Origin of the sequence: Litorimonas cladophorae (genome assembly GCF_014652455.1) — a bacterium.
GTDB classification, from domain to species: domain Bacteria; phylum Pseudomonadota; class Alphaproteobacteria; order Caulobacterales; family Maricaulaceae; genus Litorimonas; species Litorimonas cladophorae.
Genome location: NZ_BMYV01000001.1, coordinates 835,818 through 856,890 on the forward strand (window position 1 = coordinate 835,818; position 21,073 = coordinate 856,890).

Below are 21,073 nucleotides of genomic sequence, written 5' to 3' on the forward strand. Positions count from 1 at the left end.
CTAGTTCCCTTTCTTGTTGAGTTGATCAAGCGGAAGATAGGGCACAACACCAGATCCAGCGTCACCGTCCAAAACAATCTTTTCTGCGTCGCCATATACAAGTTCCATTGTTTCTAGATACATGCGTTGACGGGTCACTTGTGGGGCCAATTTGTACTCCCCATAAATCAGTTCAAAACGCTGAGCTTCACCTTCAGCATCGGCGATTACGCGATCACGATAACCTTCGGCCTGTTGAATGATCTTTGCGGCTTCACCTTCAGCTTCTAGAACCTTCGTGTTCCGATAAGCGCGGGCCTCGTTAATTGCACGCTCTGCTTCTTGAGAAGCGTTCACAACATCAAGGAAGTCATCTACGACCTCAGCCGGTGGATCTGTTTTCTGGAACTGAACATCATTGACCAAAACGCCAGCTTCATACTCGTCCAGAAGCTCTTGTAGGCGGTCACGGACTTCGCCACCAAATTGCTGACGGCCCGTGGTGATGATCGGGTCCAACTCATTCTTACCGATGATCTCACGCACAACTGACTCAGCTGCTGATTTGACCAAGTCTTCGGGTTGATCGACTTTGAAGAGATAACTCTCCAAATCTTTAATCACCCACAGAACGGCAAAGTTAATGTCGACAATGTTTTCGTCGCCCGTCAACATGAGTGATTCAGCATTGTTGCTGATGCCGACAATTGTCTCTCTTTGGTTTGTGACGTCTTGAATTTCTTTTGTCTCAATTGGGCTGGGCAATTTAAAATGCAGACCTGGACCGACAGTGCGTTGGTAATCACCAAATCGCAGAATCGCGGCTTCTTGGTTACCTTGAACTGTGAACACTGAGGTTGCCAAAAGGAAAACAATCGGAACCGCAACAAAAGCCCATTTTGGAATATTAAAATCTGGCATTTGCGGGGCGCCGTTATTGCCGCCGCCATTACCGCCGCCGCCTGTGCGGGACTTAAAGCCCTCGATCACATTATCACGTGAGGGGCGTTGTGGTCGATTGGGACGCTGTCCGCCTCCCCATGGGGAATTGCCGTCCCCTTTTCCGCCACCATTGCTGGAACCCGGTTTGGGACCCCAAGGACTGTTATTATCAGACATGTTCTCTCCGAAAATTTCTTTCGCCACATGTGGAGTGACCCACCGCAGGTTTCAAGGTGATTACGCGTAGTAAGGACTAATGGACGCGATCAAAGACTGTGATGAAAAATGCGTGATCATCTTTGGGTCCCTGAATCGGGCCTTCTTTCGAAGACATTTGCCAGTCATCCCGTGAAATCTCGGGGAATACTGCATCACCCTCAACCTCTGTATCGACCTGCGTGACATAAAGGCGCTCGCAATGCGGCAATAGGCTTGCGTAAAGCTGCCCGCCACCGATCAGCATGATTTCATCAACGCCCGATTTACCCGCCAATTCAAACCCTTGTCCGATCATCGCGTGTAGATCGGTAAAAACCTCCGCACCTTCGGCCAGATAATCAGCATTTCGAGACAAGACGAGATTGGGCCGTCCCGGTAGGGGAAACGGCAGGCTTTCCCAGGTTTTCCGGCCCATCAGACAGGGTTTGCCAAGGGTCACGCGTTTGAAGTGTTTGAGATCAGACGGGAGACGCCACGGCAAATCACCGTCTCGTCCGATGACATTATTGTTATCCATCGCAACGACAGCACAGAGTTTTGGATTCGTAGACATGGGCATGGCCCTAGCCTAAGCCACGACCCTATGTCGACAGCAAGCCAAACTTCCCAGCGTAAATTCAGCCTTCCGATCATGACGATCGTCTATGTGGCGCTGATCCCTTTCATCAACTGGTCTTTCACTTGGGCGCCTATGTGGGAAGTCTTGCCCGGCTGGGCGTTTAACCCCGTCACAATTGTTACAGGTCTTGTTTTAGTCGTCAGAGATTTCGCGCAACGGGAGGTCGGACATTATGTCCTGATCGCAATGGCAATTGCGCTCGTCTTGACCGCATTTGCCGCAGGCCCAGAATTGGCGCTGGCGAGTGGTGGGGCCTTTGCCATTGCCGAAATGGTCGACTGGGCGATGTTCACATTTACCAAATACCGCTTGTCCACGCGCGTGTTGTTGTCATCCGCGATTGCCGCGCCACTCGATACGACGATCTTTCTTTACGGGGCAGAAATGATCAGGCCCGATCAGTTGACCGGGCCAAATATTACCATGAGCATTATCGGAAAGATGGTCGGAGCTGTCGTGATCTGGTGGATCGTGCGGAGCCGTTTCGAACGCAACCAAACCACGCCCGCTTCCAGATCAAACTAAACGTCTTTATTCTTGGAAAAGTTCAATCGTTCCAGCGGTCATGGCTTGAACACCGAGTTTCAAAGCCGGTTCAGGCTGTGGCGCGAAAAACGGCGAGTGATTACCTGACGGCATCGGCCCCTTGCCATCTAAACCATCTTGGAACGCTTTGGGGTCCGATCCCCCCGTCCAGAATATCACCGTCTTGATGTCCTTGTCATAGCGGTGGAATTGGGAAAAGTCCTCGCCGCCCATGCTGGGCGGTTGGGTCATGACTTTGTCTTCACCGATGGATTTGCCGATTGCGCCCATGACACGCTCTGTCATTTCGGGGTCATTATAAGTGGACGGCGTGTAGTCGCTCTCCATTTTAATCTCAGGCATAAGATCGTCAGGCAAACCCGCCGAGAGCGCCTGCGCAATGGCGATTCGTTCAATCCCGTCCAGCAATGTCTTGCGAACGCCATCGTCATAGGAGCGCACAGTGATCTGCAATTTGGCTTCGTCAGGAATGATGTTGTGTTTGAAGCCCGCGCGGAAACTGCCGACTGTTACGACGCCTGCCTCTAATGGGTTTACTTCGCGCGAAACCAAGGTCTGCAACGCATTGATGATCTGCGCGCCGATGACGATCGGGTCCTTGCCCATATGTGGGGCTGACCCATGTGCGCCAACGCCTTTGACTGTAATGTCGACCGAGTCGACATTCGCAAGGGCGTAGCCAGAGGTATATGAAATTTTACCCGCTGGACCCCAACCTGATGTGTGCGTCGAGAGCACATATTCAGGCTTGGGGAATTTCGTGTAGAGCCCGTCTTCCAACATGGCGATGGCGCCCAAACCGATCTCTTCTGCCGGTTGTCCGATCAGAACCAGCGTGCCCGACCATTCGTCCTTTCGCTCGACGAGCTGACGCGCCGCGCCAACCAAAATCGCGACGTGACTGTCATGGGCGCAGGCGTGCATGACGGGTGCATCTTTACCCGTATGAGTTTGGCTCATGACTTTTGAGGCGTAATCCAGACCCGTTTTTTCCTCTAGTGGCAGCGCGTCCATATCGGCGCGCAACATAACGGTTGGCCCGTCGCCATTTTTCATCACGGCAACGACGCCATATCCGCCTACATCTGGCAAGAGTTTGCCCTCGTCTTTCATGACCTTGTCCTTGACCCACGCATCGCCGACACGTTCGGTGACGTCAAAGCCGAGTGATTTGAGTTCCTTCGCGAGGCGCGCGGCGGTCTCAACCTCTTTGAACGATAGCTCTGGGTTCTCGTGAAGATGCTTATATAGGTCCAGAATATAGGCATGATCATCTGCGACGGTTTCCGCCAAATCCGCAGCATAGGCGGGCGCAACAAGCATCATTGCGGTAAACATCGCGGCCGTGGTGAGGTATCGGGTCATGGGCTGTCTCTCTTGCATTTGGGTTCAAATTTAAGCTGTCTCTCCTTTTTAGGTGACCCAGAACGCAAAGCGGGGCAAGGCCCATATTCGAATTACGTGACGTGAAATGTGAAGTGAGCCAAGATGTCCGACGACCAACAAGCCCTACCGCCCTGCCCCGAATGCGAAGGCATTTACGCCTATGAAGACGGCGCGTTGCTGGTCTGCTCCGAATGCGCCCATGAATGGAACCCCGAAATGCCGACGCCAGGCGAAAGGGTTTATAAAGACGCCAATGGCAATGTTTTGGTCGATGGCGATTGGGTCACGATTATCAAAGACCTGAAAGTCAAAGGCACATCAAAGGTCGCGAAAGTCGGAACAAAAGTCAAAATCAACCGCCTCATCGACGAAGACCATGACATTGATTGCAAGATCGACGGGATTGGCGTGATGAAGCTGAAGACGATGTTTGTGAAGAAGGCTTAAGTCCCACTTACGAAACTTCTCTCCACTCACCGTTTACACCTCTATAAACATTTATTCCCTTAAGTTCATCACTGCGCATTTCAATTTCGACCGCATCGCGCAAAGACTTCAAAAAGATAGGTAAGTAGGTTTCACCATCCTCCGTTAGATATCGTGCGTGAATGAACATGTTTGAGACTTTTTTCATTTCACTATCAAAATTGAAATCGTTCAACTTCGCACGAATCGGGTCAGAATTTTCTAAAGGTAAAAGGCCGAATAATTTCTCTAAATTATGGACCTTTGGAGGCATCGTACCCGAAATAGTTACTAGGTGTTTTAAAGCGATTTCAATTTGAAAGGCTGCCAAAGTTGCCCAAGGCAAAGAAAGTAAAATATCGCTTCTGTTAGAGTGCTCGGGACCGTGAAATGAAGAAAAAAACTTTGGCTCAATCGTTTTAACAGCAAATTTGAAACACTCATAAATCTGAAATGATTTTTGCACTGATAAAGTCAAACCGCCACTTTCCCAGCAATATGCGGATGCGCTTTGTAGCCGAAAATTTTCACGTCCTCATAGGTAAACCCGTCGATCTCTTTGACGTCTGGGTTCAGCCTCAAACGCGGGAGCGGCATGGGTTCGCGGGTTAATTGCAACTTCACCTGTTCGAAATGGTTGGCGTAAATATGCGCGTCGCCAAAGGTATGCACGAAATCCCCGACTTCGAGGTCACAGACCTGCGCCATCATATGCACCAACAGCGCATAGCTGGCGATATTGAACGGCACGCCGAGGAAGATGTCAGCGCTGCGTTGATAGAGCTGACAGCTCAATTTGCCATTCGCGACATGGAACTGGAACAGACAATGACACGGTGGCAACGCCATATCATCGACATCGGCCGGGTTCCACGCGCTGACAATGTGGCGGCGTGAATAGGGGTTCGTTTTGATTGCTTCGACGACGTTTTTGACTTGGTCGATCACCGCGCCGTCGGGTCCAACCCAGCGTCGCCACTGTTTGCCGTAAACAGGACCAAGGTCACCATTTTCATCGGCCCATGCGTCCCAGATTTTAACGCCATTATCTTGTAGATATTTGATATTCGTATCGCCCGCGAGAAACCAGATCAGCTCATGAACGATAGATTTTTTATGCAACTTCTTGGTCGTGACCATCGGAAAGCCGTCCGATAAATCAAAGCGCATCTGATGGCCAAATACGCCGCGCGTGCCCGTGCCCGTGCGGTCACCACGGTCAACGCCGTTGTCCATCACGTGTTTCAGAAGATCGAGATATTGTTGCATTGGGCGACTATAGGTGATTCTGTGCCCGCGGAAAGTCGCCCGCCCCTTTGCCCTGTTTACAAATATTAACGCTGCGTGATCGGCATCACGGCAGCGTCTCGCTCCCCTTCTTACAACCGACTCATCAACCGCAGGCAAAACGCCCGCGGGCATTTGGAGGGCACCATGTCTAAATCTAAACTTCTCTTACTCGCGACAATTGCTGCGGTTGGCATAATGCCTGCCGGGATGGCGCATGCACAAAACGTTCTGGTCAATTCTGACTTTTCGCAAGGCGCTCCCTCAACTATGGGCAATCACGTCAATCAATTTTCCCCACCCGGTTGGGCTTTTGGTCCAGGTCAAAGCCCCAATGTGGTTACTGTCGACGGACCTGGCGGCTATAATTACGGAACAAACGGCCCGCAATCCGACGCGACCGGTACAGGCAATATCCAACATTATTTGGATATCGCCAATGGCGGAAACAGCTTTTACCAAACCTTCACGCCAACCTGCAGCGGCAATGTTGAATTTGGCGGTGCGTTTTCAACGCGCGGCAATGGCGCGGCGCGTGCGTCAATCGCTATTCGTCAAGGTAATGGACTTAACGGCACTTTGGTAGGAACCACACAGCAGACCAGCCTGCCGCGCGGCACATCAATGACCGATCCTTGGCGTCAGGTAAGTTACACCACCGCTTTGCAAGCTGGACAGACCTACAGCTTTGTTGTCACGATGGATAACAATTCCAACTTTGATGATGGTTTTGTCGAGTTTGATAACTGCCCAAGCACGGATTCAATGATTGACCTTTGTTGTACACCTTGGACCGAAACCAAGTCTGGCGCGGCACTACAACCTGTTCCGGGACCAGGCGGCTTGTTCTCTAACTATACGGTAAAGTATCAAGCCATAGCATCGTCCAACACTCAGATGGTTGCCTATGCCAATTATCTGGACGTCGTTGACCCGGCCTTTGAAGATTTGAAAGGCACATTTACCGTCGCCGCTTACGGCAACGGCGCGACGCCGAACTCCTCCGGTGTGTCTGTGCCCGGCGCAGGACAACAGCAAGTCAATTGGGGCGGAACCAACGGAACCTATCCTTCAAATGCATTCTGGTCCGGCTTCCCATTCCAGCAAAACACTTGGTACGGGTTTACCACAACGGTTATCGCCCGGGACGCCCAGCGCAATGATTTAGGTCTGTTCGAAGAAAGCTGTGAGCCGACGACCGTCTATTACCGCGTTCAATCGATGGGCGGGGCACGGTCAATGGTTGCCGGACGACCTGCTCAAGGCAGCAACGGTGGATTTATCCTACAGAAAAGTGATGGTCGCCGCATCACATCCAGTGAAGTTCTGGAAACAAAGCCTAAGGAAAACCGCTTTGACCGCCGCGACATTCGCAAGCGTCCAGAGCCACGTCAGCAACGTCGCTAGGCGCGCACTAAAAACCAGAAAGCCCCGACTTAGATCGGGGCTTTTTTTTGCGCTAAAGTTGCCCGACGACGTCCGCCATGGCGTCAAGAACGGCGCCGCCCAATTGTGCACTCCGGTCTGGGCTCCAGCCCTCTGCGGCGTCTGGAGCATCAGCGTTATCTTTGAACGGCATTTCGAGGGTCATGGCGAGACAATCGTAACGATGGGCCGTGTAGTTCGTACACATCGTCAGGTTACCCGTTCCAGCAGGGGAAAGGCCATAGCCATGCTCGGTCTGAAAATCAGGGGACGCCTTTTTATAGGCGGTCAGAAAAGCCGCCAGATCATCGGCTTGTTTCTGCGTATATCCCGGGATGCCTTCAGCCCCGGCAATAAAGTTATACGGCAGCGACTCATCACCATGCACATCCAGACATAGTACAGGTTTATCGGCGTCCATCGCCGCAATCGTACAAAGGACTTCTGGACACCGCTCTGGCGTAGCCACGCCCCACTCGCGGTTAAGATTCGCGCCCTTAATGTTGGTGCGTAGATTACCGTGACGGGAACCGTCTGGGTTCATATTCGGCACAATACGGAATTTCACATCGCGACGAAGTTGCTGGGCGACCTCATCTTCTTCGTCCAGCAGGCGCGCGAGGAAACCTTCCATCCACCATTCGGCCATGCTCTCACCAGGGTGTTGGCGTGCGATAACCCAAATCGTTTTGTCGCCCTCTCCGATGGTCAGGCAGTCAATCGTTTGCCCTTCGACGGATTGTCCGAGAACCTCGAGCGAGACGCCGTCATATTGTAGACAATCTGCAATCAGATCGGCGTGGCGCTCCATCGAATAAGGCGCAAAATATGCGTAATAGATCGAGTCCTGCTCTGGCGCATGGTTCCAAATCAGGTGGCCATTTTCATATTTAGTCGCATCGACACGGAACCACGTCTCGCGATCATAACTGGCCACCACGCGATAGCCGTCCCATCCGCCAGTAAAGGCAGCGCCAGCGGCATTTGTTATGCGGAAGGTGCACGCTGTGCCTTTTGCGCCTGAGGCACGAAAGTGGAACCATTGGTAAAAATCTGACTCAGAGTCCTTGCGGATCGACAAGCGGATATCGCGCGGGTCGTCGGCGCTTTCGACAAGGATGTTTCCAGAGTCAAATGCAGCATTGATATTCAGGGCCATGGGGGTGTCCTTAGAACGAATTTAAGCTTCAAAATCATCGGGCGCGGAAGCTGCAGCTTTAATCGCGTCGCCGATTTGTGCTGCATCTAGGCCCTTCCAGAACACACGCCAAGCCCCAGACGTGTTATTGGTCCGCTGCATCCCATCGCACTGCCGCATATACCAAGTGTTGAAAGGGTTTCCCATGCGCGACCGCCAGATGAACGCGGGGACTTCGGCGCAGGCTGCATCCCAAATATCCCGCGCAATGCCGTCACCGCGCGTTTCCCGAGACACAAAAAATTTCGAGAGATAGGGATAGCCAGCTTGCTCAATGAACAAAGCACCGCCCTGATAATCGGCCTCGACGAAACCTTTGTGCAGCGGTGTCTCGTAAAAGGTTTCCTTCAACCGTTTGTCGAACGCGGTTTCCAGCGCGCGCGTCAGATCAGGCTTAGAGAAATCTTTGAAACTGTCGCCCGTCTTGACCGTAATCCCGCGTCGGATAAGTGTCCCTGATCCGCGCGTCGTAAATAGCTCGCTCAACAGGTTCAGCGGCGACGCGATAATATAGCTGCGCTTTGCCTTGGCTGAGGTTTCGAGCTCTAAGACGCAATCTAGGAAGCGTACCTGCCCAGCGGAGAAATTTTCGGTTTCCATGAAGGATGGAAGTTCTGCGACGGTCAAATTCGCGAGCCGCATCCCGTTTTGGTTTAAGCCCCCAGAGGGTTGCAGGAAGATGATTTTCTTGGGTTGGAGTTCCGACACCAAGGCGGCCAAATTCATCTTTCCACGACGGTCCGTCATTTCCAAGATCGGCATTTTGCCTTGCACAGCCGTTTTCCGCACCTCTTTGATGAGACCGTAACTCGCCGTGTTCAGTTTCGCTGACCTGACACCGGACCTGTCCAAATCGCGTGACAAGCGCTGCGCCTGAAACTTTGTCGCGGTGCGCTCATCGCCCAATGCACCAACAACCAGCAGCGGCGTGAGTTGTAGGTTTGCCAAAATCCGCAATGCCGTAATCAGCGCTTCGAGCAAAGGGTCTTTTAAACAGCGCGGGTCGAGCACCAACATGGCAAAGGTTTCGGCATCTTGGCGGGCGAAAAGCTCGGCATAAAACTTTGCCTCATGCTGCGCGCCGACCGCAGACAGGCTTTGTAAAACGGTTTCGCGCACACTCATTTTCACGACCCTTGCAAAGCGATGGCATAGCGCTGCGCCGCCACCTCCAATTGCTCAATCTCTACATATTCGTTCGGTTTATGCGCCTGTTCAAGATTTCCAGGACCATAGACAACGGCATTGACCCCAGCTTGGCTCAACATCGCCGCTTCCGTCCAATAGGGCAGATCGACGATCTCTGTCTCCCCAAATATATCGGCAAATTTCGACATGTCTTTCGTCGCAAAAGGTTCAAAGGCGACGATTGTGTCGAGGGCCGCCTGACCTGCCAAGGCGTAAATATCGGCTTCGCGTTTGCCCACATCATCCCCAGGGGGCGGCCGTAACGATAGCCAGAGTTTGGCCTGCGTTGGGATAACATTATAGGCCCCATCGCTTTCGATCTCGCCAATGTTCACGCACAGCCCTTTGAACGGGGCAGCGCCGAAATTCAGATACGCATCGGCGTATTCACCAATCTTTGCGGCCAATCGCGCGGCATCCAGTAAGGGTCGCGCCGTGACATCTGCCAAGGAGCTGTGCCCGCCGGGTCCTGAGAAACCTGCCGAGATCGCCAACATCCCCCGATGGGCGCGACCGACGCGGCAAGATGTGGGCTCGCACACAATGGCGCGCTTCACGCCGTCCAGACGGTCCGATGCAATCACGGCAGGCATGATTTCGCTTCCATGTTCCTCATCACCCGAAAACAAAACCGCCACATTTTTCGGCGCCACGGTTTCCAGCGCTGCCAATATACAGGCCGCAGCCCCTTTAATGTCGCTGGTCCCTAATCCGACAACGCGGTCGGCTTCGCGCTGAAGGTCAAGCGGGTCCGCGGTCCAGCCCGCACCGCTGGGGACCGTATCAATATGTACATTCAACAAGGTTTCGGGCTTTCCCCAAATCGCGAGAACATAGCCCGAGTCCGTTTTTCCGCGCGAGCGCGGCACTTGAGCAACATGCAGCTGATCGGGAGCGAAACCATTTAATGTTTCTTCCAAATAACGCACGCAGATCATCTCATCGCCAGAGCCATTTCGCGTATCGAAAGATACGAGCGTCTCTAGGTGGTCGAGCAATGAAGATGTGTTGATCGAGTCGATGCGTGGGGCTCCTCTTACGCGTAAACTAATCGCCAGAGGCCCAAGACGCAACAACCCTCGCGCAATTGACAAACATGCGGCTTTGCCAATCAATTATACTGCGCAATCTCCGCGCTTCCCCATTGCATATGCTGACTGGACGGCCCATATAGTTTGGGCTGGCTTGCCAGATATGACGATAAACGCGCATGCAATAAGCGGACTGGACTCGGGGGCGGTACCCGACGACTCCACCAATAAGTCCTTTCTTTTCTCCACGGATTAGAGAGGGCTTTTCAGTGGGGTCGAAATAGGATCGACAGACGTCTAAAGATGTTAGCTTTCGTTCGTGTGAGCACCGATAAATGCTCGTATATTATAATTGCAAATGACAATTATTCTGAGGATTTTGCTCTAGCTGCGTAAGCGGTTCGGGTAATTCCAACTTTAACTCCTAGGGCGTCAGACCCCTAGGCGGGCTCCGGAGAGTAGCTGGCAACAGAAACTCTCCACTTTTCATTTCATTATCAGTCCAACAACGAGTCGTGATTTTCCATGATGGGTAGTGAAAAAATTTCCAGTAGCTTGTCTCTTCGGGTTTCAAATTTCTGTATATCTGTAATTATTTCTTCCGCGTTCTTAGCAATTTCAATGACACAATAAGATCCGTAATTCGTCCGCAGCACATCCAAATCGGTAAGATCAAAATCTGCTAACGGTTTATAGAACTCTTCACCCGCCGCAAACATCCACCCCAAACCCGGAACTTTTGGATCGGAGAGAGCTGCGAAGCGTCCATTTTGAAAATTTCCTTCTCTTTTGCTTGGCGGACAAGTTTCCTCCGTAAACACATGCATCATTGCCAGTTGGGGCTGCATTAGTTTGCAAAGGGAGAGGAACATATGTTTCCAATCAATCCTCTTACGATATGCAAAAGTCACATTCAAATACCCAGGAACCTTCGCACCCGTCGTCGCTTTAAATGAATGTCCAAAAGATCCGTCGCATTTGAGTGAGCTTTTATTTTTCCACCATAACTTTCGTGGGAATTGATAGTCTGTTCCATTGTATGTTCTCGTTTTGATTACGCACCAATTATCCAAAAAGTGATCTCGAGATTTACAAGGTGTCCCTTTTTCAAAATCCAACTCAATCTTTGTTGGAATATAGCGCGGTTCGGATGACCACAAAATATCTGCCAATTGGGTGCCAAAATCTTTATCCCGCATATTCAACCGTGTGCGTATGGAAATCTGCACATAGGGCGGGCGCACATAATCACGAGGGTATTTCATTTTGCTATCTCCTCACCATGCGTGCAGGCACACCACCCTGCGGTCTTAATGTCACTGTCATCAAGGGTTTAGGATAGCACTCCTCAGGTATTTTTACATCATAATCCCGTACCAATCGCGCCAGAGACATCAAGGCTTCCATCGTTGCAAAGGCTGCGCCGACGCATATCCGCGGGCCTGCGCCGAATGGCATGTAGGGTGCGCCTTTGGCTTTTAATTTTGGGTCGCGGATGAACCGATCAGGATCGAATGCCAACGGATTATCCCATAGGCGTTCGGTGCGATGCATGACGTAATTACAGAGCAAGAACGTGTCGCCCGCTTTGATCTCTCGACCCGACACCACAGTGTCTTCATGGCATAACCGGTTGAGCATAGGTGCGGGCGGATAGAGGCGCATGGTTTCGTCGATCACCGCTTGAGTGAATTTCAACTCCGCCATTTGATCATAACTCACATTCCCTTCGGGGCAGATCGCCATGACCTCGGCGCGGATGCGCTCCGCTGTCGGCCTATGCATTCCGATTAAATAGAGCGCCCACGTCAGAGTTAGCGCAGTCGTCTCATGCCCCGCGATGAAGAATCCGATTAGGTTGTCGCGCTGTTCACGCGCCGAGAGCCCCTCGCCCGTTTTTGGGTCGCGGGCGGCGATCAGCAGGCTCACGAGATCATTTTCAACGGGGCTTTTCTTACGTTGGGCAATCAACACATCGGCAGCCTTTTTTAGCTTTTTCAGCGCACGCGATCCCTTTGGCGAAATCGGACGCGGCACCCAGGCGGGAAAGGGAATCAAATCATCAGGCCGCAATGTCCCCGCGCTCGTGACCATGTTGCGAGTCGCGTATTTCAGCCGCTCGCCGTCAATCCCTTGCGGGTCACCCAGCAGGGCCTTAGCCAACACGTCAAATGTCAGCTCTGCCATCGCGGCGTTCAGCTCGACATCTGGCTCGGCGTCCAACCCTTCGCAAAAGGCATCCAAGGTGGTGGAGATAATGGGCGCGAGGTCTTCCATATGACGTTTGCGAAACATCGGCGCGACGGCTTTGCGTTGGCGCTTCCATTGCTCACCATGGACGGAGAGCAGGCCCTCTTTGGTCGCTGGCCCCAAAATCCGCGCATCGATGGCCGTTTTCGTGAATTTAGTCGCCTCATGCTGTAAGACCTGCATCATACCTTCGGGGTCGGTAATGACGTGTAGTTTTTTCCCAAAGTTCGGCACGCTGACGATGGGTTGATTATAGGCCAATGGACCGAATCCCTCGACGGGGTTGCGCAAGAATTTCCACGTCGCGTGAATAAATCCCTCATCCCCCCGCAGCGGTTGCGCGTGAGGCGGGTAAAACAAACCTGTCTTACCATCAGCAGGATTATCAAGGGGTTCAGTTTGGGTACTCATAGCTCTTCCTACGTGTCAATCAGGTGTTATGGGCGAAAAAACGACACGGCGCGGCCTTATGGCTGTTGATTCCCAGCGTCGCGACGATAGGATGCCTTCCATGAGTTCTGACCTGATGAATTACGAGCAAATGACGCAACTCGCCCTCCGCGGGGTTGTGCGTGACGCTATTCGGCGCGTTATCCGCGAAGATGGCCTGCCCGGTGCACATCATTTCTACATCACATTTTTGACCCGTTATCCTGGCGTCGAAGTCGATGAAGGCCTCGCGCGGAAATATCCCGACGAAGTCACAATCGTGCTGGAACATCAATATTGGGATTTGAACGCCTATGATACGGAATTCGAAGTGACGTTGAAATTTGGCGGCATTCCGAAATACCTGAAAGTCCCCTATCACGCGATCACACGTTTCCATGATCCCAGCGTTGGCTTTGCTCTACAATTTGATCCGCCGGCTGAGCTTGAAGGCTCCGAATCTATCGCGCAGATCACGCCAGCCAAAACGCCCGCCACAGCCCCAAAGGCTACAGGTCTGGGTGCCGTCGCGAAGAAAACTGTATCAAAAGTCAAAGCGAAGAAACCCAAGGACGAAACGCCAGAAGACGATACACCGCCAGAAGATTCCGGCCCAAAGGTCGTCAGCTTGGATAGTTTTCGGAAGAAGTAGAATCGTTGGCTGACATCAAGCCCGATATGTTTTCTAAACCGCCATTCTGGATTCTCTACGATGGGGACCCATATAAATTCGGTCAGACATTCAAATGGATAAATCCAGTTGCAAAGAAAATCTGCCTTTCAGGATTCTTTTTGGCATTTCCGATCTTTCCAACCGTATGGTATTCGATTTCAAACGACCTCACTTTTTTTACTGTTGTTACCGTGTCGTACTTCGGACTTTGCCTGACCCCGATAATTTACGCCAATCTACGAAAAACAGGATATATTTCCGATGACCAACCTCCGCACTGAATCCGACTCCTTTGGCGAACTTACCGTTCCTGCTGACAAATATTATGGCGCGCAGACTGCGCGTTCGTTGATCAACTTCCCGATTGGGATTGAGACGATGCCGCCCGCTCTCATCCGCGCACTGGGAATCATCAAACGTTCTGCCGCGATTGCGAACCACAAGGCCGACAATCTCGAAGCCGACATCAAAGACGCGATTGTCCAAGCTGCAAGCGATGTCGCTGAAGGTAAGCTGGACGATAACTTCCCACTCTCCGTTTGGCAGACAGGGTCTGGCACGCAGTCCAATATGAACACAAATGAAGTCGTCTCCAACAAAGCCATCGAAATTCTCGGCGGTGTGGTTGGCTCCAAATCTCCTGTGCATCCCAATGACCATGTGAACCGCAGCCAGTCGTCAAACGACACCTTCCCAACCGCGATGCACATTAGCGCTGCGGAGCAAATTCACCACAACCTCCTCCCGCAGCTCCAAGTTCTTCGCAATGCATTGAATGACAAAGCGAATGAATTTGCCAAGATCATCAAGATCGGCCGGACACACACTCAAGACGCCACACCCGTGACACTCGGCCAAGAATTTTCTGGCTATGTGGCGCAGCTTGACCTCGGTATTGAGCGTATCAAACGTGGCCTGCTGGAGCTTTATCCGCTCGCCCAAGGCGGCACAGCTGTCGGAACAGGATTGAACGCCAAGCCTGGATTCGCAGAAAGCTTTGCCGAAGAAGTCGCCAACTACACAGGCCTGCCGTTTAAAACTGCAGAAAACAAATTCGAAGCCCTCGCCGCGCATGACGCATTCGTCTCCGCACATGGCGCGCTGAACACAGTTGCGGCCAGCCTCTTTAAAATCGCGAATGACATTCGCTTCCTCGCATCAGGCCCACGTTCGGGCCTTGGCGAAATCTCCCTTCCCGCAAATGAGCCGGGCAGCTCCATCATGCCGGGTAAGGTCAATCCGACGCAGTGCGAAGCCCTGACAATGGTCTGTACACAAGTCATGGGGAACAACACGACCATGACCATCGCAGGCAGCCAGGGTCATTTCGAGTTGAACGTCTACAAGCCTGTCATGGCCTATAATATGCTCCAATCGATCACTTTGCTGGCAGACTCCTCGCGCAGCTTTGCAGATAAATGCGTCGTTGGCATCACGGCCAATGAAGACCGTATTGCCGATTTGATGGGCCGCTCGCTCATGCTCGTGACCGCATTGGCCCCGACCATTGGTTATGACAATGCCACGAAGGTCGCCAAGACCGCGCATAAAAACGGCACAACCTTGCGCGAAGAAGCCGTCGCGCTTGGCTTTGTAACGGAAGCCGAATTTGACGAAGTTGTTCGCCCAGAATTGATGATCGCACCACGCTAATGGCTGGCGATATCGTCAATTTTAACAAGGCTAAAAAGGCCGCTGCACGCCACGCTAAAGTTAAGCGTGCAGCCAATAACCGCGTGAAATATGGGGCGTCTAAACCCCAAAAAGAGCGCGCAGCAGCTTTGACGGAAAAACTTCAAGCCAAGCTCAACGCCCATAAGCTTGATACACCGCCAGAGAATACCAACCCCGACGACACCGCATCTAAAGATGATGCTTAAACGCTCCATCTCGCTTTATGGCCACCAAACCAGTGTGGCCTTAGAGGCCGAGTTCTGGGCCGTCATCGACGCCGCCGTCGACGCCAGCGGTGAGAGCTTTGCTAGCTTTATCCGCACCCGCGACGACGAACGCATGGAAGGCGGTGCAACCCGCAACCTCGCCAGCCATTTACGGGTGTGGTGTTTGGGCTATGTTCAGACCAAACTTTGAAGATTAGCTACCCACAAACGGGAGTCTTCGCAGTTCGGTCAAGCTTCATAAAACAACAACCTCGACTTAAAGAACACCGAAACAAGTTGGGCGGGATTGAGCCGCCTCAACTTATCCCTGCAAGATCAGAAGCTGTATTTTACAGCAATACCGTAATTACGTGGCGCGCCTCTAAAGGTATTGTACCCAATAAAACCAAACCCTGAAACTGCGTAGTCTGAGTCGGTTAGATTTCGCCCCCAAACACCTAGATCCACGCCGTTTTTAAAATGTAAATAGGCACCCCCATCAACGATTTCATATCCAGTTTGGCGGCGATCGTCGCGCCCTTCCGCATCCAGATAAAAAGCGCTTTGATACTTCCCGTTCCCTTCTATGGAGGCACTTAAGGCGTCATTGAGTGCCCACTCATAGCGAGCGGAAAATACAGTCGAAACATCCGACGCAAATGGTAAAGGGTTTCCATCAAAGGTTTCAGCATTTTGGGGTACGGCGGGATTTTCGTTTTGCGCAATCTCTGTTTCCAAAAGCGTCAACCCCGCAAATAGATCCAGGCCAGCCAAGGGCGACCATGTAATATCAGCTTCTAAACCATATGATGTGGCTTCATCTAAATTGGACAGAGAGTTTGACGTAAACGAACCCCCATCGCCTGTGGTAAACGGTACAAAAATACGGGCCTGCGGCTTGTCGTAAAATTGGTAAAATGTGGCAACATTAGCCCGAATGTTTTCACGCGAAAATTTCAAACCGAATTCAAAAGCATCGACGGTTTCCGCTCCGAACAGCCCCTCATCACTGAAGTGCGTTGAATTATTGATAACTTCACCGTTGAAACCACCGCTTTTAAAGCCATTGGAATAAGAACCGTAAATCAATGTGTTATCTGCTAAAGTATAATTCACGCCCAAATTGCCAGATAGCCGGGTGTCAGTGATTTTATTCCCACCGCTAGCGAGACCTAGTCCATCACGATTGTTAAGCGCTGTGACGCCATCATCAAAAATGTGGCGCCCTTCGCCACTCGCCTTTACGGTTTCATATGAGAGGCGAGCGCCGACGACGAGGTCTATTTGCGGCGTGATTTTGACCGTATTATAACTAAATAATGCAGCTGTTTTGCGAGATTGCGTGATGACTGACTGCAGCGTGGTAGCAGTTGCTTCGGAAGCGGGTGCCGGCCCTGCACGGCCAGGGGCGCCCACATAGCGACATGTCCCGAGTAGTGTATCAGGGTTCAGAACGCCGCACCAAATAAGGTAGTCTTGATCGAAGTCTTCAGCCTCTAAATATAGTCCCGCCATTAGCTCCGAGGTATCCGAGACATAGCTCAATCGCAGCTCTTCGCTAAATTGGGCAAAATCACGGTCATAGGCGAGATTAGCATTCAGGCTTGCGACGTCAAAAGGAGCTGGTGTCCCGTCAAAGTCAAAACCGTATTCCTGGTTATATCCCTCAAAGGCTGTGTGTGAAACGAGAGCTAAATCGCCGAAGTTACGGGTAATATTGACAGAGCCGCCAAAGAACTCATTGTCTGTGTCCTGGACGCCGTCGTCACCAATTGAAATTTCGTGATCCGCGAGATTAAGGCTATCATTAAGTGGGGACTGATTGATCCCGTTATCTTCCGCGTAATGTACATTGAAAAGAATTTCGGTTGTCGGCGAAGCTTGGAGGTGGCCAATTGCTCGAAGCCCAAATTCATCGCGTTTTCCGCCCGCATCCTTAGGTTCTGTAACAGTTGCGTTTGTATCAACATTTCTCAACGTGGCGTCCTGCGCCAAATACCGTCCGGCAATACGAAGAGAGAAAGTATCACTGACGGGAAGCGTCTTTGCCCCGGTCAAGTTAAAGCGGTTGAACCGTCCATATTCTGCACCCAGATATCCGCTTGGCTGATCCCCAGGCAGAACGGAATTAAAATTGATAGCTCCGCTAGATGCATTTCGACCATAAAGCGTCCCCTGCGGCCCCTTCAGGACTTCAGCTCGATCGATGTCAAAGAGTAGAGGGCTCGTCTGCACATTCGTGGCTTGATAAGTCCCATCCACGTAAATCGCGGCGGCTGTTGGTGTGAGCGCTTGATGGTCTACCGCACCAATCCCGCGAATTTGGAAGGCGATTTGACTCCCGTTTGCCACAGCTGCCTGTAAACCATTTACATGCTGAGAGAGCTCTTCCGCGCCGTCAAAATCAGAGAGGGTATTTCCGTCTATAACGCTAACGCTGAGGCCTAGCTGTTGGGATGTTTTCTCAATTTTTGTCGCTGTGACAACAATTTCATCCTGCTGGCTTTGTGCGAAAGCAGAAAACCCTGTAAAAACGGTGAGGCATGATGAGGTCAAAAGCCCGACGAACAATTTGTGTGAAAACGGCATAATTCCTGATCAAAAAAACGCTTCTAAAAGCTAAGAAACGCGCGTCGGTATAGAAATTTTTCGTCAACTCAATAGGTAAAATGACGCGTTTCGAAAATCCTAATTCCGATTGAAAAAATGAAATATTGGGTTGTCATTTCAGTAACATTAAGGCGCTCCAACACATAGATTCAGTACTCTTTATAAAGACAACCTTCGAACAGTTTTTTCTTAAGAGGCGAACATCGAATTTTTAAAAACTGCTCCACAATAAAATAGCTCATTGCATCTAGTTTCTCGTTTGTTTTCAATGAATTGCATTTTTGTCAGAGAGATGCATCCCCGCCCTCTCATTTGCGTGGCATTTTAAGATGGTCTTCTTTCAACGGGCGGTCATGTGCACATTGACAAAGTGCAGTTCTGTTTATTGGGGATCAAAAATTGGGCGAAGCTAGCCCATTTTTCGATACTCATTTGCTAACAGCAAAACAGAATTGCACGGACCGGAAAGAAGCGACGCTTGTCATTGGGAGAGATCGGGTAATGTCGGTCAATCTGGGTGGCCTAACGCGAGCTGATTACCCCACGACTGGGTTGTTCGGCCGATTCGTGCATTTCTGTTTTCACAAAAAATAGAACCATCGAAAAATGGGCAGCCTTGGCCCAATTTTCGATTCCGAATAAACAGAATTGCACCAGGAAAAAGGCGTCGTCGCGAGTGTCCCTTCGGGGTCGAAAACCAAAACCAAGCTTTTTCCAGTTCCGCTGGACCCTAGAATACACTCGCGAACATCCCGTCACTCGGGACATTTTTCCAACGAAGACAGCAGAGACTAAGAGATACAAGAGGCCAAACAAACTAGCGGCTTCTGAGGAGATCGGCTCATCCGCCTGAGAATTGAGCGTCGCGCATAGGTCGGCCACTGCCGTTCAATTCAACCTTGACTCATGGGTGAATATACCTTGGATGTAGGCATGTCGCTTCAATACCGTACGCGTAAGGTTGTCAAACCCGCTGACTTGAACTCTCGGAATACTTTATTTGGGGGGCGCTTACTCGAATGGATAGATGAGGAATGCGGAGTCTATGCCGCCTGCCAGATGGGCACGCAGACCTTAGTTACCAAATCTATGTCCGCCACCAATTTTCTCGCCCCAGCAGTTCAAGGGGACGTGGTTGAGATCGGCGTCGAAACGGTAGGCGTTAGTCACACGACAATTACTGTTGAATGTCATGTCCGCATCAAACAAACGCATCAGGAAATTGTCAGCATTGACCAAATAGTTTTCGTCAATGTCGATGATGATGGTCGCCCTGTACGACACGGGCGTTACGCCGACTGGAAAGCGACTCACCAGACGTGAGCCACCCTACTCGGCTTCTACTGTGACAATTATCCGCGCGTAACGTGTCAAAGGTGGCGTCCCGCGATCTGTCACTTTCAGAATGATATGACCTGTCTGCGTTTCGCTTAGGGTTGGGGCGGTCACAAAGGTTTCGCTAATGACCCCGTCTGCCTCAATGCCAAAGGGTGTCTCTAACGTCCCGGCTTCGGGATAATTGAACCAGTGATAGCTCAAACTATCCCCGTCTGGGTCTACGCTATTGGACGCATCCAAGCGGAAGACTTCGCCTGATGCGACGCTGAAGGTTTTCGGACCTTTGATCTTGGGAAGGGGCGGATGATTGGCTTCGGCATAGGTGGAAACCGTCCAGTCCATGCGCGCGGCAAAATCGTTCTGAACAGCATCACGCCAGCGCCAAAGCGTGACGCGATTACCGTCAAAGGTCTCTTTGCTTTTCTCTATGACGCGTCCGAAATCACTCGGTTTCCATGGGGTATATTTGTCACTTGCATTGGTCCAGATCGGACGCGGTTCTGCCAGGACGGGCACACCGCCTGTGAACCCATCGGGATCAATATCTTCCAGCGCCGGCGTTGCAAGGGCGTAACGTCCGCCCCACCCGCCCCAATTGGGATGCTCGGGCGCATTCAGCCCGTTCGGAATAAGCGAGAGATAAGCAGGGGTATCACCCTCATACCCATAGGCCGTATCTGGGTATTTGGTACCCAGAGGACCGTGGCCTTGCTGAATATTTTCCGCAAACCAAGTATTTTTGATGGAGTCGGAATATCCTGGAATGAAAGTCGAAATCCCCATCCATGTTCCATTTCCATAGCCGCCAGGGCTCACAATATAGAAGATATCGGGAAATTCTTTGCGTATCCAGATTGCGCTATCGTCTTGATCGCTGATTGTGTAAACGCGCAACTTATCTGTCAGACGCTTCTCGTCTTCTGGTGTGCGCGTTGATCGGATTTTATAAAGCGCCTGAGCCAGCGTATTTGGCCCACCCCAAACAGAGACCCATAGCGGGCGATCATCCTCGGCTTCTAAGGCCGCGATGATCCAATCGGACCCCTCCGTATCTTTCCCCTCTCCGACACCAAAGAGGCCATATTCTGCCGAGCCCGATTTCACGAGAGCGCCTAATGTTTCGGGCGCAGGAAAATCTGGGTCATGTTGCGTCAATGTTTGGTGCACATCGCGATATGCTGAAAGGATCTCATGGATCGACTCTGGGCGAATTTCCGCTTTCTGATGGACAGAAGTTGTCGCAATGATCCCTTCAATATCAATGTCATTTGCATAGAGGAACAACCGAACGAAAGACTGCGCATCATCAGGGTCCGCTTCGATATCAGACAGCACGATCAGGCGGTTTTTTTCGATCTCTTTTGGCGGCATCAAGGATAGCGCTGAGGGGTTCGGGTCTTCGGCGCCAACTTGTACTGTAGCAGGCGCGCAGGCACTTAGCGCTAGAAGTGACGATCCAATGGCGAAGCCTATTTTCATGAATTTCTCCCAAAATTGCGCGGGATTGCCTCACGCTCACATCTTTGTCAGATATCAGGCGAAGTTTGACAAGTCAGTTTGCCAAGCGTCTGCGCTCAGGCCGCCTAGACCATAGCCAAGCGGCGACGT

At 51.5% G+C, this 21,073-nt stretch carries 20 protein-coding genes and 1 other RNA gene; 9 read left to right on the top strand and 12 right to left on the bottom strand.

Annotated features, from left to right (window positions below; translation table 11 throughout):
• On the bottom strand, window positions 1–1,098 hold the full coding sequence (hflK, locus tag IE073_RS04130) for an FtsH protease activity modulator HflK (protein ID WP_189581615.1): 1,098 nt from the start codon (window positions 1,096–1,098) through the stop codon (window positions 1–3).
• A gap of 76 nt (window positions 1,099–1,174) precedes the next feature.
• Window positions 1,175–1,693: a dihydrofolate reductase gene (locus IE073_RS04135; protein ID WP_189581617.1), complete on the bottom strand. Its 519-nt coding sequence runs from the start codon at window positions 1,691–1,693 to the stop codon at window positions 1,175–1,177.
• Window positions 1,694–1,723: 30 nt separating this feature from the next.
• On the opposite strand from IE073_RS04135, the gene IE073_RS04140 reads away from it, so the two are divergent.
• Entirely contained in the window at window positions 1,724–2,284 is a 561-nt protein-coding gene (locus tag IE073_RS04140; RefSeq protein WP_189581620.1) for a VUT family protein, read from the top strand.
• A 6-nt stretch (window positions 2,285–2,290) separates the two neighbouring features.
• Here IE073_RS04140 and IE073_RS04145 read toward each other — a convergent pair whose 3' ends face one another.
• Window positions 2,291–3,670: an amidohydrolase gene (locus tag IE073_RS04145; RefSeq protein WP_189581623.1), complete on the bottom strand. Its 1,380-nt coding sequence runs from the start codon at window positions 3,668–3,670 to the stop codon at window positions 2,291–2,293.
• Window positions 3,671–3,793: 123 nt separating this feature from the next.
• Here IE073_RS04145 and IE073_RS04150 point away from each other — a divergent pair, with 123 nt between their 5' ends.
• Window positions 3,794–4,138 (top strand): zinc ribbon domain-containing protein YjdM, encoded by a 345-nt coding sequence (locus IE073_RS04150; protein ID WP_189581626.1) that lies wholly within the window; start codon window positions 3,794–3,796, stop codon window positions 4,136–4,138.
• A gap of 7 nt (window positions 4,139–4,145) precedes the next feature.
• Here IE073_RS04150 and IE073_RS04155 read toward each other — a convergent pair whose 3' ends face one another.
• Together IE073_RS04155 and IE073_RS04160 are read right to left on the bottom strand one after the other, a co-directional pair.
• Entirely contained in the window at window positions 4,146–4,634 is a 489-nt protein-coding gene (locus IE073_RS04155) for a HEPN domain-containing protein (RefSeq protein ID WP_233349804.1), read from the bottom strand.
• Window positions 4,631–5,425, bottom strand: coding sequence for a thymidylate synthase (locus IE073_RS04160; protein ID WP_189581632.1), 795 nt, complete (start codon window positions 5,423–5,425; stop codon window positions 4,631–4,633). The genes IE073_RS04155 and IE073_RS04160 overlap by 4 nt, the downstream gene beginning before the upstream one ends.
• Window positions 5,426–5,590: 165 nt before the next feature.
• Here IE073_RS04160 and IE073_RS04165 point away from each other — a divergent pair, with 165 nt between their 5' ends.
• Window positions 5,591–6,850 carry a hypothetical protein gene (locus tag IE073_RS04165; RefSeq protein WP_189581635.1) on the top strand — a complete coding sequence of 420 codons (1,260 nt, stop codon included), beginning with the start codon at window positions 5,591–5,593 and terminating at the stop codon, window positions 6,848–6,850.
• Between the two features lie 52 nt (window positions 6,851–6,902).
• Here IE073_RS04165 and IE073_RS04170 read toward each other — a convergent pair whose 3' ends face one another.
• The 3 genes from IE073_RS04170 to IE073_RS04180 are packed head-to-tail and all read right to left on the bottom strand — an operon-like array spanning window position 6,903 to window position 10,252.
• Window positions 6,903–8,027, bottom strand: a complete 1,125-nt coding sequence (locus tag IE073_RS04170; RefSeq protein WP_189581638.1) for a M14 family metallopeptidase — start codon at window positions 8,025–8,027, stop codon at window positions 6,903–6,905.
• Window positions 8,028–8,048: 21 nt separating this feature from the next.
• On the bottom strand, window positions 8,049–9,191 hold the full coding sequence (locus IE073_RS04175; protein WP_189581641.1) for a hypothetical protein: 1,143 nt from the start codon (window positions 9,189–9,191) through the stop codon (window positions 8,049–8,051).
• A 2-nt stretch (window positions 9,192–9,193) separates the two neighbouring features.
• The gene (locus IE073_RS04180) at window positions 9,194–10,252 is read right to left on the bottom strand and encodes a M20/M25/M40 family metallo-hydrolase (RefSeq protein WP_189581644.1); all 1,059 of its coding nucleotides are present in this window, start codon (window positions 10,250–10,252) and stop codon (window positions 9,194–9,196) included.
• A gap of 142 nt (window positions 10,253–10,394) precedes the next feature.
• Between IE073_RS04180 and ssrA the strand changes: the two genes are divergently transcribed.
• Window positions 10,395–10,769: a transfer-messenger RNA gene (gene ssrA / locus IE073_RS04185) on the top strand.
• A gap of 13 nt (window positions 10,770–10,782) precedes the next feature.
• On the opposite strand, the gene IE073_RS04190 is transcribed toward ssrA, so the two are convergent.
• Together IE073_RS04190 and IE073_RS04195 are read right to left on the bottom strand one after the other, a co-directional pair.
• Entirely contained in the window at window positions 10,783–11,550 is a 768-nt protein-coding gene (locus IE073_RS04190) for a hypothetical protein (protein ID WP_189581647.1), read from the bottom strand.
• Between the two features lie 4 nt (window positions 11,551–11,554).
• Window positions 11,555–12,946, bottom strand: a complete 1,392-nt coding sequence (locus tag IE073_RS04195) for a cytochrome P450 (protein ID WP_189581650.1) — start codon at window positions 12,944–12,946, stop codon at window positions 11,555–11,557.
• A gap of 100 nt (window positions 12,947–13,046) precedes the next feature.
• Here IE073_RS04195 and IE073_RS04200 point away from each other — a divergent pair, with 100 nt between their 5' ends.
• The 4 genes from IE073_RS04200 (at window position 13,047) to IE073_RS04215 (ending at window position 15,728) form a co-directional block, all read left to right on the top strand.
• Window positions 13,047–13,616: an SspB family protein gene (locus IE073_RS04200; protein ID WP_233349805.1), complete on the top strand. Its 570-nt coding sequence runs from the start codon at window positions 13,047–13,049 to the stop codon at window positions 13,614–13,616.
• A 282-nt stretch (window positions 13,617–13,898) separates the two neighbouring features.
• Window positions 13,899–15,290: a class II fumarate hydratase gene (fumC, locus tag IE073_RS04205; protein WP_189581653.1), complete on the top strand. Its 1,392-nt coding sequence runs from the start codon at window positions 13,899–13,901 to the stop codon at window positions 15,288–15,290.
• Complete coding sequence (locus IE073_RS04210; RefSeq protein ID WP_189581657.1) at window positions 15,290–15,517, top strand: DUF4169 family protein; 228 nt, start codon at window positions 15,290–15,292, stop codon at window positions 15,515–15,517. Before fumC ends, IE073_RS04210 begins: the two co-directional genes overlap by 1 nt.
• Window positions 15,507–15,728, top strand: coding sequence for a ribbon-helix-helix domain-containing protein (locus IE073_RS04215; RefSeq protein WP_189581662.1), 222 nt, complete (start codon window positions 15,507–15,509; stop codon window positions 15,726–15,728). Before IE073_RS04210 ends, IE073_RS04215 begins: the two co-directional genes overlap by 11 nt.
• A 125-nt stretch (window positions 15,729–15,853) precedes the next feature.
• Here IE073_RS04215 and IE073_RS04220 read toward each other — a convergent pair whose 3' ends face one another.
• The gene (locus IE073_RS04220; protein ID WP_189581665.1) at window positions 15,854–18,106 is read right to left on the bottom strand and encodes a TonB-dependent receptor; all 2,253 of its coding nucleotides are present in this window, start codon (window positions 18,104–18,106) and stop codon (window positions 15,854–15,856) included.
• Window positions 18,107–19,033: 927 nt separating this feature from the next.
• Between IE073_RS04220 and IE073_RS04225 the strand changes: the two genes are divergently transcribed.
• Window positions 19,034–19,450, top strand: coding sequence for an acyl-CoA thioesterase (locus tag IE073_RS04225; protein ID WP_233349807.1), 417 nt, complete (start codon window positions 19,034–19,036; stop codon window positions 19,448–19,450).
• Window positions 19,451–19,456: 6 nt separating this feature from the next.
• Here IE073_RS04225 and IE073_RS04230 read toward each other — a convergent pair whose 3' ends face one another.
• On the bottom strand, window positions 19,457–20,944 hold the full coding sequence (locus tag IE073_RS04230) for a nucleoside hydrolase-like domain-containing protein (protein WP_189581672.1): 1,488 nt from the start codon (window positions 20,942–20,944) through the stop codon (window positions 19,457–19,459).
• Window positions 20,945–21,073 lie beyond the last annotated feature (129 nt).